Consider the following 14,040-nt stretch of genomic DNA (forward strand, 5'->3'; position numbering starts at 1 on the left):
TTTTTCCTTTTTATTTAACATCAACTTCCCAAAAAAAATCAATCCAAACATCTGCATTTTTTACATAATAATCAGGTTTTATAACAGCTGTTTTTTTATAAAAAATTGTTGCAAGTTTAAATTCTACTTTTGGAAACTTTTCTTTTAATATTTTTATTATTTCTTTCATAGTTTTCCCAGAATCCACTATATCATCAATTATTAAAACATTTTTTGCATCTGTTAAATCTGGTATATTAAAAATATTTGGAGCTGATATTTGTTTATCTTTGTCATAAGAGACACAATTTATACTAAATAAATTTCTAATATCTAAAGCTTGAGCCATTAAGTGAGAAAGTGTTAATCCTCCTCTTGCAACTGCCAATAAAACTTCTGGGTTAAAATCTCTACATTTGTTCACTAAAGTTTGTGTATCATCTTTAAATATTTCATAACTATAATATAATTTTTCCAATATTAGACCTTTAAAATTCGAATCAAGCGCTTATTTTATTAAAAATTTGATTAATTGTAACCAAAATGTAATTGTTGTATACTTCGTGCTTAATTTTTTTTATAAGGTTAGTTATGTCAGGTAAGAATCATAATCAAATTGATTTAAAAGAAGCAAAAAATATAATTATAGATAGTTTAAAATACCTTTTTGTTGTTGCAATTATTTGTACAATCATTCCTGTAATTTTAAGATTTGATATTAAATTCTTTGGGAATTTTAATCAAGAAAATTCATTAATAGAATATTTTCAATTAATCTTTTTATTTTCAACAATAGTTATTTTTGTTCGTTTATCAAAAAAACGACCCGATTTAAAATATGCTAGTATGTTAATAGCAGCTTTTTATCTTGTACTTTTTATTAGAGAAAATGATGATATTTTTGATCTTGTTTACCATGGTTTTTGGGCCCCTTGGGCAGGTTTTGTTGCTTTAATTGCAATAATTTATACATTTAAAGATTGGAAAAAAGGTGTTTTAGAATTAGCAACTTATTTAAAAATTCCAGATATGAAACTAATGATATTTTCAGTTATGTTTTTAGTTGTTTTTTCAAGATTATTTGGAATGGGAAGTTTTTGGAAACATGTTATGAAAGATAACTATGTATATGAAGTAAAAGCAATGATTGAAGAAGGAACAGAACTTTTAGCTTATGGTTTAATACTTTACTCAGCTTATTTAATTTACAAATATCTTGTAAAGGAAAAGATTTAGAACTATTTTTGATTATCCGTACACTTTTCGATGATTAACTCATCGAGTTTGTTCGGATTTTCTTTTACTTCTTGAAATACTTTTGCATCTTCACAAGGGGCAACAACTACTTTTTTCTCTTGTTTTTCAATACCTTTATTATAAATAATAATCCCAATAAACGTAAAAAATGCTAAAAAAGTTAGGTATACAGTTGGTTTCATAATTTACTCTTTAAATAAAGTAGAGCCAACTCTAATCATATTTGAACCACATGCAATTGCTAATTCAAAATCACTACTCATTCCCATAGAACAATATTTTGCTCCAAAAGGAACTAATTCATCAAAAATATTTTTTGTAATTTTAAATGACTCTTTTATCAGTTTTATATCAGTTGAATTTGCTCCAATACACATAACACCTTTTAGTATGATATTTGGACAAGTTTCTAAAATCTCTTTATAAATTTTTATAGCATCTTTTGCTTCAACTCCAGATTTTGTATCTTCATTTGCAGAGTTTATTTGAAGTAAACAAGATAGTTTTTTGTTTTTAGCTTCTAACTTTTTATTTAATTCTTGCGCTAAATCTAAAGAGTCTAAAGAGTGTATTAATGTTGGATTTAAATCTATTAGATTATTGATTTTATTTTTTTGTAAAGTTCCTACAAAATGCCATTCAATAGGAAGTTCATTCAATTCTTCACTTTTTTGTTTTAAATCTTGAACTTTGTTTTCTCCAAAAGCTCTTTGACCTGCTTCATAAAGAGTTTTTATATCTTGTGTTGTAGAGTATTTTGAGATACCAATGATTTTTACAATATGATGTTCTGAAATTTTTAATCTTGCACCTTCAACTTTTGTTATCAGATTATCTAGATTTTTTGTTGCTGTTTTTTTATCCATTTTTTACTCTTTTAATTATTTAAGAATATTCTATTAATATCATTATAAATTCCAAGAAGCATCAAACTTCCCAAAATCATCCATCCCATTATAGTCAAAAATACAAATACTCTATCACTTGGTTTTTTTCTTACTATCATTTCATATAAGTTAAACATAATATGTCCACCATCAAGTGCAGGTATAGGAAGAAGATTTAAAACACCAAGATTTACTGAAATTAAAGCTGTAATTGTAAGTAGTGCGATGATAGAACTTTCACTTGCATCTGAAATGACTTTTCCTATGCTAATAACACCACCTATTTCACTTGTAGGAACTATTCCTGAAATTAGTTTTTGAACACCTTGAAAAATTACAGTTGAAGCAAAGATAGTTTTTTCATAAGCAAAAACTAAAGATTGAGAAAAAGATAAATCTAAAGTTATAACTTTTCCATTTGGGCTAATTCCAATCATTCTTTTTTTGACATTTTCTCTAAACATATTTTGACTATCTGAAATCTCTGGATTTATAGTTTTTATTAGAACTTGATTATCTCTTTTTATAAAAAATTGTAAAGCACCTTGTGTTGTTGTAATAACTTTACCTATTTCTTCCCAAGATTTTACATCTATGTCATTTATTCTAATAATTTCATCATTAGCTTTTATACCAGCAATAAATGCAGGAGAATTTTCTTGAACACTACCAACTTGTGCAGCCCAAGTATTTGCTCCTGATAGAGCTATTATAAAGTACAAAATTGCAGCAAGAATAAAGTTAGCAAATGGACCTGCAAATAAAATTATAATTCTTTGCCAAGGTTTTTTTGCATTATATGAATCCTCTCCATCTTCAATTAAAGCTGGATTTGAGTCATCTTGTCCTTTCATTTTTACATATCCACCAAGTGGAATTAGAGCAATCTGCCAAGTTGTACCTTTCCAATATTTTGAATAGATTTGTTTTCCAAACCCAATAGAAAATGTATGCACTTTTACACCAAAAAACTTAGCAGCTAAAAAGTGACCAAGTTCATGAAAAAATACTAAAAATGATAAAACTAATAAAAAAGTAATAGTACCCAAAAAAAACCTTTAGAGTTTGAAATAATCTCTCGTATATTCGTAACCAGAGTAAATAGTTAAAATAACTGCTAACCATAAAATCTCTGTCGCAAATGGCCAATTCATAGTTAAAAATCCAATAGCAAACATCTGAACAACAGTTTTTATTTTTCCAGCCATTGTTGAGGCTACATTTTTACCTTCACTTACAGCAACGACTCTTAGTCCAGTTATAAAAAATTCTCTTGAAAGGATTAAAAATACAGCCCAAGCACTTGCTCTATCAATTACCATAAGTCCTAAAAAACCTGCAAGTACAAGCATTTTATCTGCAAGTGGATCCAATATTCCACCCAATTTTGTCATTTGGTTCCAACTTCTTGCAATAAAACCGTCAAAAAAGTCTGTAACAGAAGCTATTACAAAAACTAAACCTGCAAAATAATCGAACCAAGATGGATGCCAAGAAGAGAAAATAGGATTGTGTCTATCAATAAAAAACCATAGCATTAGCGGTGCTAATGCTATTCTAAAAAGTGCTAAAGCATTTGGAAGATTTAATGATTTTCTCATTATCTAAATGTTGTCCCACCATCAACAATTAATGTATGACCTGTAATCCAAGAAGCATCATTTGTACATAAGAAATAACAAGATTGTGCCAAATCTTCTGGTTGACCAATTCTATTTAATGGAGAATATTCAGCAGTTTTTGCTTTTACTTCTTCATAATTTGTAAATGCTTTAAGAGCATCAGTGTCAATTGGACCTCCTGAAACTGCATTTACTCTAATATTAAATTCACCTAATTCATTTGCAGCATATCTAACCATCGCTTCAACTGCAGCTTTATTTGTTCCATGACCTGCATAATTTTCAATATATACTAAATTTCCTGTAGAACTTAAACTAACTATCGCTCCCCCACCAATTTTTTGCATTCTTTTTGCTGCTTGTTGTGCTCCACATACAAAAGCATTTACTGTTGCAGTATAAATATTGTTTAATCCTCTTGGTTTTAATTTCATAAATTTACCATAACCACCAACAACTGCTCTTCCATAAATCATTGCATTTGAAATAAAGAAATCTACTCTATCAAAATCTTTATCTATTTCTTCAAATAGTTCAGAATATTTTTCAGGCTCTAAAATATTAAATGGATATGCACAACATTTTACACCAAATTTTTTCTCAACATCTTTACAGATTTCTTGAGCTACTTCACCATTTGAATTGTAAGTAAATGCTACATTTACACCATTACTTGCGAATTTATAAACACACTCTTTACCAATACCTTTTGTTCCACCTGAAATTACTAAAGTTTTCCCTTGCATGTTGTTATTCATTATTTTATTACCTCATATTTTATTAAAATTTTTTCTAATTTTTGCATTGTTTCTGCACTTGGATTAGTCAATGGTAGTCTAAATTCTAAACTATCTAATAATCCAGATAAATACATAGCAGCTTTAATTGGAATAGGGTTACTTTCACAGAATAAAGTTTTATTTAGTTCATAAAGATCATTATGAATACTTAATGAAGTTTTATAATCACCTTCTAGCACACTACTTACTAATTTTGATTTCAAGTTTGGTAAAAGATTTGAAGTAACAGAGATAATTCCTCTTGCACCACTTGCAAGCATAGGAAAATCAACGCTATCATCTCCTGAAACTACTACAAAATCTTTTCTTGCTGATATTAATGAAGTTGCTCTTTCTAAACTTCCTGTTGCTTCTTTTATTCCATAAATATTTTTTACATCATCAAACAGTCTTATTGCTGTTTCTGGAAGTAAATCAACTCCTGTACGACCTGGAACATTATATAACATCAAAGGAAGTTCAACAGAGTTTGCTATTGCTTTATAGTGTTGATATAATCCCTCTTGAGTTGGTTTATTATAATATGGAGCAATTGATAAAATTCCATCTGCTCCTACTTCTTGAGCAAATTTAGCAATATCGCAAGCTTCATGAGTTGCATTTGAACCAGCACCAGCAAGAACTTTTACACCACTGTTTTTACAAGTTGCAACAGCAACTTCAATACATTCTTTATGTTCTTTATGTGATAAAGTAGCACTTTCTCCTGTTGTTCCAACTGGTGAAACAGCATTTATTCCTTGAGCTATTTGTCTTTTTATTAAAGATTCATATTTTTGTAAATCAACTTTTCCATTTTTAAATGGTGTAATTAGTGCGGTCATAGAACCGGTAATAATATCCATACTTATCCTTTTTTACTAGTAGATTATTTTTCTTCTTTTAAAATAACTGTTGTTGAGTTTTTTTCAATTAAATATTTATTTGCAACATCAATTAAATCTTTTTTAGTCAATTTTTCTACATTTTTTTCATAATTTAAAAGAGGATTTATATTTCCTCTTACTAAATAAGAACCATATAAAGAAGCTACTTCGCTTGAACTTTCAAGTGAAAAAATAAAATCAGCTTTTGTGTTGATTTTTATTTTGTTTATATCTTTTTCTTCAAATTGTCCTTGTTTAATTTGCGCAATTGTATCTAAAATTTCTTTTTCTATTTTTAAAGCATCAACACCTTCATTTGCTACAGCCATAAACATAAATAATCCAGGGTCTTTTAAATCCATATTATAAGCATAAATAGTATTAACTAATCTTTTTTCATCAACTAATTTTTTTTGTAAAATTGAGCTTTTACCATTACTTAAAAGTTCACTTAATGCTGAAAGTGCAACTTGATCTTCATGTTCAAAATTTGGAATATGATAAGTGATTGCTATCATTTGTACAGCTGATTCTTTATGAATAGTTACTCTTTTTGCACCATCTTGTTCTGGTTCTGTTGTATGGATAGATGATGGGATTTCTTTACTGTTTTTGATATTTTTAAAATGTTTTTCAACTGATTTAAAAATTTCATCTTTATCTATATCTCCTGCAACTACAACTATTGCATTTTTTGGTTGATAATAAGTACTATGAAAATCTTTTATATCTTCAATTGTCCAATTTTTAATGTCATTCATAAATCCAATTGGAGTCCAATGATATGGATGATAAATATAAGCATTGTTAAATAATCTAAATTGCAAATATCCCATTGGATTATTGTCTGTTCTCCATCTTCTTTCTTCTGCAACTACATCTCTTTCTGGCTGGAATTCTTCATCTTTAAGTGTAAGATTTTCCATTAAATCTGCAAATAATTCTAAAGATTTATCCATATTTTTTGAACTTGATTTTATAAAGTAGTGAGTGTAATCAAAAGATGTAGAAGCATTGTTTACTCCTCCAAATCCTTTTACAATTTCATCAAATTCGCCAGCTTTTAAATTTTTTGTAGATTTGAAATTTAAATGTTCTAACATATGAGCAATTCCACTTTTACCCATTTTTTCATTTCTACTTCCAACTTTATAAAAAACATCAGTAGATACTACATCTGAACCATTTTTCATAGGGATTGCTACTATTTCAAGACCATTTTCTAAAGTTTTTGTATAATATTTTGGTAAGTTACTACCCATTGATTCTCCCGATATTATTATTAATAAAAAAAGTTGAACAAAAAATATTTTGAATAGATTTTTTATATAATTCATTATTTTAAATTAGCTCCAATAGCTTCTTGAATATTTTCAAAACCATCTTTATCAAGTAGTTCTAAAATCTCTTGGTTTATTTTTCTAACCATTTCAGGTCCTTCAAAAATAAGTCCTGAATATGCTTGAACTAAAGTTGCACCATTTTTTATTCTTTCATAAGCTTGAGCACCATTTGAAATACCACCAGCTGAAATTAAAATAGTTTTTCCAAATAATTCCCGTGCTATTTCTTTAAAAAGTTGTGAAGATTTTTGCGTTAAACAAGCTCCACTTAAACCACCAAAGTTTTGACAATTTGGTACTAAACTATAATCAATTGTTGTATTTGTTGCAATTATTCCACTTGCACCTGCTTCAACAGCAGTTTTACATAAATTTATTGCTGTTTGTACTTCCATATCAGGTGCAATTTTTAATAAAATTGGTTTTGTTGTTAAAGTTTTTGCCATAGTAAATAATTCTGTAATAAACTTTTCATTTTGTAAATCTCTTAAATTTGGAGTGTTTGGACTAGAAATATTTATTACTAAATAATCACTTATTTTATGGAATTTTTTAATTAAGTTTTTATAATCACTTAAAGCAAACTCTTCAGGAGTTATTTTATTTTTTCCAATATTTACACCAACTGGTATTTCAAAAGGATAAACTTTTTTTAGATTTTTTAAAACAGCATGTGCACCAAGATTGTTAAATCCCATAGCATTTTGAACAGATTTAGCTTCAGCATATCTAAACATTCTAGGTTTTGGATTTCCATCTTGAGGAAGCAAAGTCACAGTTCCAATCTCTGTAAAACCAAAACCTAAAGATTTCATAGATTTTATCATAGTTGCATTTTTGTCAAAACCTGCAGCTAATCCAACTGGATTTAAAAAATTTAAATCAAAAATCTTTTGGTTCAATCTTGGATTAAAAATATAATTTTCTTTTTCCATTTTATTTTTTAAAATAAAACATTTACCTAATGTTTTTAGCCCAAATTCTGCTATATGATGGGCAGTTTCTGGCTGAAATTTAAATAATACTTTTTTTATTGTTTCATAGCTAATCAAAGTTTATCCTTTTTCTAAAAAGTTGGACATTTTATCTAAATATCATCAAATATTAGCTGAATTAGATAACCGTTGGTATTCTGTGCAACTGTTTTTTAGTTCTTGTTCAGTTCCAATTGAAACTATTTCACCGCTTTTAAATACTGCAATTTTTGAAGCATTTTTTATCGTACTTAATCTATGCGCAATAATAAAAGTTATTTTATCTTTGCTAACTTCATGAATTACTTGACTTATTATAGATTCACTTTTATTGTCAAGTGCTGATGTTGCTTCATCTAAAATCAAAATTTTTGGATTTTTATATAAAGCTCTTGCTATTGCTATTCTTTGTCGCTGACCACCACTTAAATTTGTACCAAATTCATCTAAGATTGTATGAATTCCCTTTTTCATTTGCATTACAAAATCATATGCATGAGCTTGTTTTAAAACTTCAATAACTTTTATTTCATCAATTTCGTAACCATAAGCAATATTTGCAGCTATTGTGTCATTAAAAATATAAACTCTTTGTGTTACTATTGAAATATTTTCTCTTAAAGATTTTAAATCTAAATCTTTTACAGAATTATTATTTATTAAAATCTCACCATTTGTAGTATCATAAAATCTTACAATTAGGTTTATTAAAGAGGATTTTCCTCCTCCACTATCACCTACAAGAGCTATTGTTTCTCCTTTTTTTGCATCTAAATTTATGTTTTTTAGTGCTACAAAATCATCATATTTTAATTCAACATTTTTAAAATGAATCTCTTTCATATCTTCAATCTCTTTTATATCTCCAGAAATAATTGAGGGTCTTTTTGAAAACATATCGTTGATTCTTTCATTTGCAGCAATTGCATCTTGCATACCATTATAAAGATTAGAAATTTTTTTAATTGGGGTATAAAGCATAAAAAGAGCAGCTATGAATGAACTAAATTCACCAGTTGTAAGTTCTCCTGAAATTACTTTTGAACCACCAACAATAATAACTGCTGCAAAAGCAAAAGCACCAATAATTTCCATAAGAGGTGAAGTTAGCTGATTTGTTTTTACTGCTTTCATATTGTATTTGAAAAATAACATATTGTGAACAGAAAACTTTGTAACTTCAACTTTTTCAGTTGAATTTGCTTTTATTATTTCAATATTGTTAAAAGATTCATTTAAACTTGAAGTGATATCTGAGTTACTTTCTTGAGATTTAAAAGATAGTTTTTTCATTCTTTTTGCTAGTCGAGAAAGAGGATAAACAGCGAGTGGTAAAACAATTAAACCATAAAATGCAAGTTCAGGTGAATGATAAATAACAAGTCCTACAAGTCCAAATATCGTAAGAGTTTCTCTAATTATTTCTGCAAGATTATTTGAAATGGCTCTTTGAATTCTATTTATATCATTTACGATTCTGCTTACAAGTTCTCCACCATGAATTTTTTGAAAAAAATCCATATCTAAAGTTAGAATATGAGAAAAAAGTTTATCTCTTACAATTCTTGTAATATCTTGACCAATAAACGAAATAAAATAAGCTTGAATATAACCACCGAAACCTTTTGCTGTATAAAGAATTATGACAATAATAGGCATAATATAAAGCATTTGAGCATCTTTTTTTATAAAAATATCATCTAATAATGGTTGAATTGCATAAGCTGTCCCTGCAGTTGCAGATGCAACAAGAATAATCCCAATAAAAGAGTAAAAAAATTCTAATTTATAATTTTTATAATAAGGGATATATTGTTTAAAAAATTTTCGCATAGTTATCCTAACAAATTTTGTATATAAGGCTTAGATTATAACTTAATCTTACTAAATTTAATTTTTAAACATTTTTATAAAGTTATTAAATCCAAATGCTTTAATTGTAAGAAAAAATAAAATAAAACCACTTAAAGTACTTGCGAAAGCAAGACCTGCTGCTTCAAATGGTTTTATCAATAATAATGAAAAAACAATATTACAAGCTAAACTTTGCATTGATATTTTTGCTGTTAGTAATTGTTGTTCTTTTGCATACAACCAAAGAGAAAATATTTTTGCCAAACCAAAAGGAAGTAACCCTATTAAATACATAGTTAAAATTAGTGCCGTATTTACAGTATCTTGTTTAGAAAATGCACCTCTTTCAAAAAGAATTCTAATTATAAAGTTATCAAAAACAATCCCAATTATTGTAGCAATACTTAGAAGTACAAATAAAATTAGAGATGATTTTTTCATTAAACTTAGAGCTTTTTCTTCATTTTTATTTTTTATTGATTTTGCTATCATTGGAAATAAGGCTATTGAAGTTGCAATCGCAAAAATAGCAAGCGGAAGTTGGAAAATCCTATTTGCATAATATAAATAAGATATTGAACCACTTACTAAAAGTGAAGCTAACCAAGTATCAATAAATGCTGAAATATGCATAGTTGAAGAACCGAGTGTTGCTGAAAAAAAGTTTTTATAAAATTTTGTTTCTTCTTTTTTCTTATGTTTTTTAAAGTGAAATATTTTACATAAATTAGCTTTTTTTATTGAATACATATGAACTATTATTTGTAAAATTCCTCCAAAAATAACACCATAAGAAAGATAAAAAGTAATTTCATATTTATCCATATTTTTTGATATTAATAAAGCACATATCATTGCAAGATTTAATAAAGCAGTTGAATATGCACTTGTTGCAAAACGGTGTTTATATTGTAAAAGTGCAGCCATAAAAGTAACTGTAAAAATAATAGGTAAATAGTAAAAATTTATAGCAAAAAGTGGTGCAGCTAAATCAATAGTTTCTTGACTAAATCCAATAGCAAAAGCTTTTGCAACAAGATGTGAAAACATAGTAACAATTAAGGATAAGATTAGTAAAAAACAAATCAATTGTAAAAATATTATTGATGAAAATCTAATTTTATGTTTAGATTTTGCATAAGAAGGAATAAAAGCTTGCGTAAAAGCTCCATCAGCAAAAATACTTCTAAATAGATTTGGAAGTTTAAATGCTATAAAAAATATATCAGAATATACATTTGCTCCTAAAATTGAAGCAGTTAATAAATCTCTTACAAATCCTGTAACTCTTGAAACTAAAATACCTGAACTATTTGTGAAAATTGATTTTAATAACATTATTTTTCTACTTTATAATCTGATAATTGATGTAAAATGATTTGCATATTTCCCTTGTATGAACCTAATTGTGCATTTAAAATTGTGATTTTTTCATTATCTTTAGGCAAAATATTTTTATCTTTTGCAAAAAGTTTAATAAACTTGTTTTCATTGATATAAAGTTTTCCATTTTTTACCATTCCAGTTAAATTTGTAATAACTTCATTTTCATATTTGAAATCAAAAATATCTATATTTGAGGCATCTAAATATAAATCTTTATAATTTTTTATCTCTTTATTTTCTTTAGAAATAAAAAAATCTTTTATCTCTTTTAATCCAAAAAAATCATAAATTTGATTTATTTGAAGATTGTAAGAGTGTCCTAATTTTAAATCTTTTGCATTTTGATAGATATAAATTGCTCTATCATTTTCTTTTTTTATTATTGCTTTTTCATCATCTTTATAAATTACAATAACATCATTTAAAAAAATTGGTTCAATTAATTTCTCTTTTTTATATAAAGATGATATTGTACTTAAATTTTCTTCGACTTGTGGATTGTTTTTTGTTATATTTTCATTTATAGAAAATTTTGCAAAAATTGGAAGATGATCAGAAAAACCTTCTCCTTTATGAATTTTAATATTTCTATCTTGAGTCATTTTCCATCTTTTAACTTCACCATTTTCATATAAATAATTAGGTTTAAAAACTTCAAATGATTTTTTAATATAAGTAAGATTTTTATTATCAAAAAGTGATGATGAAAGGATTATATTATCAGGTGTGTTATTTTGATTTTTAAATTTTGTAGAAAATCTTTCACTTGTTTTTATATCTAACCAAAGATTATAGTGAACTTTTTTCTCTTCTTTTAAAATATCATCATAAGTTATAAAGTGATCGTCAATTGTAGTATTTAAAACATGATTTATTCCCGTAACTCCTGAAGTTAAATTTAGTTTTAAATCTTTTTTAAAAGTTTCAAATTCATTGTAATTAGAGTTAAAATCACCTAAAAGAATATAATCATAATCTTTTGGAAGTTTTAATAATCTATCTTGCAAAGTTTTTGCGTATTTTATTCTATAATTTTCTGCAGAAGCTTTTGATGGCCAATGATTATTAAATATTTTAAATTCAATATTTTCATAAATAAAAGTTGTTTCTAAAATTGGTCTAAAAAGTTTATTGGTAAATTTTACATCAATGCTTGAAGAGTTTTTTATCTCAATTTTTGATAAAAATCCTAAGCCAACAGCTGAATCTGGATATTTTATAAAAGAAAAGTATTTATATTTTGGTAGTTTTTTTTGTAAAAGTTGCATCAAGTCTTTGTTTTCAATCTCTTGTAAACCGATTATATCTGCATCTATATCATCAATAACTTTTATTAAATTATTTAATTTTATATTAAAATTTTTTTGATTCCATAAAGAGTTGTTATTTGGAATAAATTCATCATATTCACTTTTATCGTAAGTTAAATCAAAAAAGTTTTCTACATTATATGACGCGATTTTTAGGTTTGAACCATATAAAGAGATAGAAAAAATAAAAATGATTAAAAATTTTAACAAAATATTCTCCAAAATTTTTGAAATATTACCAAAGATAAAATTTTTAAGAGGTAAAAGTTAAAAAAATTTTGTATAATAAACGCTATTCAAAATATTTGAGAAGAAAAATATTATCTTATGAAAAAAATTATGGTATAATAACATTAAAAAAGATTAACATTTTTTAGGATATTATTCCAGCAAAGGAAAAAGATTATGACAAATTATACAAATTTATTAAAAGATTATGATTTAAAAGTTACTCCTCAAAGGGTAGCAATTGTTGAAGAACTTTACAAAAATGGACATATGAATATTGATGATTTATATAAAAAATTATTAGCTAAGTTTCCATCTATCTCTTTGGCTACTATTTATAAAAACATCAATGCAATGGTAGAGAAGGTTTTTCTTTCAGAAGTGAAAATTCCAGAAACAAAATCTGTTTATGAATTAGTAAAAGCAGAACATGCACATTTAGTTTGTTCTTGTTGTGGGCATATTGAAGATGTTATGCTTGATTCTTCTGATATTGCAGAGCAAGTTTCAAAAATCAGCTCATTTAAAGTAAATTCTACAAATATTGTAATAAGTGGTATTTGTACTAAATGTTTATAGAATAGTCTAGTTTATCTAGACTATTTTAAGAATTTCTAACTATTAAACTATCTGGTAGATTAAATTTTTTTATCAGCTCTTCTTCTTTAATTCTATGTTCACCATTATCAATTTCATGATCAAAACCTAAAAGATGCAATAGTCCATGTATAAAAAGTAAAGTAAACTCTTCATTAAAACTATGATTATATTCTTTTGCTTTTTCTTCTACAAAATCTGTTGAAATTACTATAGAACCAAGTAAAGGCATATTTGATATTTCTAAATCCATAGGAAAACTTAAAACATCTGTTGGTTTATCTATATTTCTATACTCTTTGTTTAATTCTTGAATTTCATCATTTTTAACTACAATTAGTTCAATATCTTTATTTGTAAGAGCTTTTGTTATATTTTCTAGAATTGAAATTTCTATTTCAAATTCTGTACCATTTTCTATATCAATCATAAATTATCCATAATAAAATTTGACAGAAATTATAACTAAAAATTAATAAGTTAAAGTGTAATATTAATTTACCTAAAACATTAAGGAGAGAAAAATGAGTTTAGAGATTGGAACAAAAGCTACAATTGATTATAAAGTTTTAAATAAAGATTTAGCTGCAAATTTACAAATATCAAAAGATGATGCATTTCCAGAAGTTTTTGCAACTGCAAGAATGGTTGCCTTAATGGAGTGTAGCGCTGCAAAAATGATGTTACCTTTATTAAAAGAAGGTGAGTTAAGTGTTGGTGTAGAAGTTAATATAAAACATTTAGCTCCTACTTTAGAAGGAGATACTGCTATTTCAACTGCGACTTTTATAGGAATGGAAGGAAAACTTTTTAAATTTGAAATAGAGGTTGTTGATAGTGGTGGAATTATAGGAAATGGAACTCACACAAGAGCAATAGTTTCTAATGAAAGATTAATGAATGGTGCAAAAAAAAGAGTAGAGAAATAGATTAAATG

General features: G+C 26.3%; 16 protein-coding genes. 3 read left to right on the top strand and 13 right to left on the bottom strand.

All coding sequences use genetic code 11. The features are described from left to right. Nucleotides 1-10: 10 nt before the first annotated feature. Nucleotides 11-457, bottom strand: a complete 447-nt coding sequence (locus B0175_RS05640) for a phosphoribosyltransferase (RefSeq protein ID WP_108527671.1) — start codon at nt 455-457, stop codon at nt 11-13. A gap of 113 nt (nt 458-570) precedes the next feature. Here B0175_RS05640 and B0175_RS05645 point away from each other — a divergent pair, with 113 nt between their 5' ends. Then, nucleotides 571-1,215 carry a beta-carotene 15,15'-monooxygenase gene (locus tag B0175_RS05645; protein WP_108527672.1) on the top strand — a complete coding sequence of 215 codons (645 nt, stop codon included), beginning with the start codon at nt 571-573 and terminating at the stop codon, nt 1,213-1,215. A 2-nt stretch (nt 1,216-1,217) separates the two neighbouring features. Here B0175_RS05645 and B0175_RS05650 read toward each other — a convergent pair whose 3' ends face one another. From B0175_RS05650 to B0175_RS05700, 11 genes are read right to left on the bottom strand one after another with little or no spacing between them, the layout of a single operon-like run. Then, a complete protein-coding gene (locus tag B0175_RS05650; RefSeq protein WP_004509025.1) occupies nt 1,218-1,418 on the bottom strand; it encodes a hypothetical protein in 201 nt (66 codons plus the stop codon). Nucleotides 1,419-1,421: 3 nt separating this feature from the next. Further along, the gene (locus B0175_RS05655; RefSeq protein WP_108527673.1) at nt 1,422-2,102 is read right to left on the bottom strand and encodes a YggS family pyridoxal phosphate-dependent enzyme; all 681 of its coding nucleotides are present in this window, start codon (nt 2,100-2,102) and stop codon (nt 1,422-1,424) included. A gap of 11 nt (nt 2,103-2,113) precedes the next feature. Beyond that, a complete protein-coding gene (gene rseP, locus B0175_RS05660; RefSeq protein WP_108527674.1) occupies nt 2,114-3,172 on the bottom strand; it encodes an RIP metalloprotease RseP in 1,059 nt (352 codons plus the stop codon). A gap of 9 nt (nt 3,173-3,181) precedes the next feature. Continuing rightward, nucleotides 3,182-3,724: a CDP-diacylglycerol--glycerol-3-phosphate 3-phosphatidyltransferase gene (pgsA, locus tag B0175_RS05665; protein ID WP_210004280.1), complete on the bottom strand. Its 543-nt coding sequence runs from the start codon at nt 3,722-3,724 to the stop codon at nt 3,182-3,184. Then, a complete protein-coding gene (locus tag B0175_RS05670) occupies nt 3,724-4,503 on the bottom strand; it encodes an enoyl-ACP reductase (protein ID WP_108527676.1) in 780 nt (259 codons plus the stop codon). The genes pgsA and B0175_RS05670 overlap by 1 nt, the downstream gene beginning before the upstream one ends. Further along, on the bottom strand, nt 4,503-5,390 hold the full coding sequence (dapA, locus tag B0175_RS05675; RefSeq protein ID WP_004509058.1) for a 4-hydroxy-tetrahydrodipicolinate synthase: 888 nt from the start codon (nt 5,388-5,390) through the stop codon (nt 4,503-4,505). The genes B0175_RS05670 and dapA overlap by 1 nt, the downstream gene beginning before the upstream one ends. A 23-nt stretch (nt 5,391-5,413) precedes the next feature. Next, nucleotides 5,414-6,748 (bottom strand): M16 family metallopeptidase, encoded by a 1,335-nt coding sequence (locus tag B0175_RS05680; RefSeq protein WP_004509059.1) that lies wholly within the window; start codon nt 6,746-6,748, stop codon nt 5,414-5,416. Further along, on the bottom strand, nt 6,748-7,806 hold the full coding sequence (locus tag B0175_RS05685) for a quinone-dependent dihydroorotate dehydrogenase (protein ID WP_108527677.1): 1,059 nt from the start codon (nt 7,804-7,806) through the stop codon (nt 6,748-6,750). The genes B0175_RS05680 and B0175_RS05685 overlap by 1 nt, the downstream gene beginning before the upstream one ends. A 45-nt stretch (nt 7,807-7,851) precedes the next feature. After that, nucleotides 7,852-9,561, bottom strand: a complete 1,710-nt coding sequence (locus B0175_RS05690) for an ABC transporter ATP-binding protein (RefSeq protein ID WP_108527678.1) — start codon at nt 9,559-9,561, stop codon at nt 7,852-7,854. Between the two features lie 57 nt (nt 9,562-9,618). Then, complete coding sequence (gene murJ / locus B0175_RS05695; RefSeq protein ID WP_108527679.1) at nt 9,619-10,920, bottom strand: murein biosynthesis integral membrane protein MurJ; 1,302 nt, start codon at nt 10,918-10,920, stop codon at nt 9,619-9,621. After that, nucleotides 10,920-12,488, bottom strand: a complete 1,569-nt coding sequence (locus B0175_RS05700; RefSeq protein WP_228156072.1) for an endonuclease/exonuclease/phosphatase family protein — start codon at nt 12,486-12,488, stop codon at nt 10,920-10,922. The genes murJ and B0175_RS05700 overlap by 1 nt, the downstream gene beginning before the upstream one ends. A 195-nt stretch (nt 12,489-12,683) precedes the next feature. Between B0175_RS05700 and B0175_RS05705 the strand changes: the two genes are divergently transcribed. After that, nucleotides 12,684-13,085 carry a Fur family transcriptional regulator gene (locus B0175_RS05705; protein WP_108527681.1) on the top strand — a complete coding sequence of 134 codons (402 nt, stop codon included), beginning with the start codon at nt 12,684-12,686 and terminating at the stop codon, nt 13,083-13,085. Nucleotides 13,086-13,110: 25 nt separating this feature from the next. Here B0175_RS05705 and ybeY read toward each other — a convergent pair whose 3' ends face one another. Next, entirely contained in the window at nt 13,111-13,533 is a 423-nt protein-coding gene (gene ybeY, locus B0175_RS05710) for an rRNA maturation RNase YbeY (RefSeq protein ID WP_108527682.1), read from the bottom strand. 94 nt (nt 13,534-13,627) lie between these two features. Between ybeY and B0175_RS05715 the strand changes: the two genes are divergently transcribed. Continuing rightward, the gene (locus tag B0175_RS05715; protein WP_108527683.1) at nt 13,628-14,032 is read left to right on the top strand and encodes a thioesterase family protein; all 405 of its coding nucleotides are present in this window, start codon (nt 13,628-13,630) and stop codon (nt 14,030-14,032) included. The last annotated feature ends 8 nt before the right edge of the window (nt 14,033-14,040 follow it).

The organism is Arcobacter lacus (assembly GCF_003063295.1).
GTDB lineage: Bacteria > Campylobacterota > Campylobacteria > Campylobacterales > Arcobacteraceae > Aliarcobacter > Aliarcobacter lacus.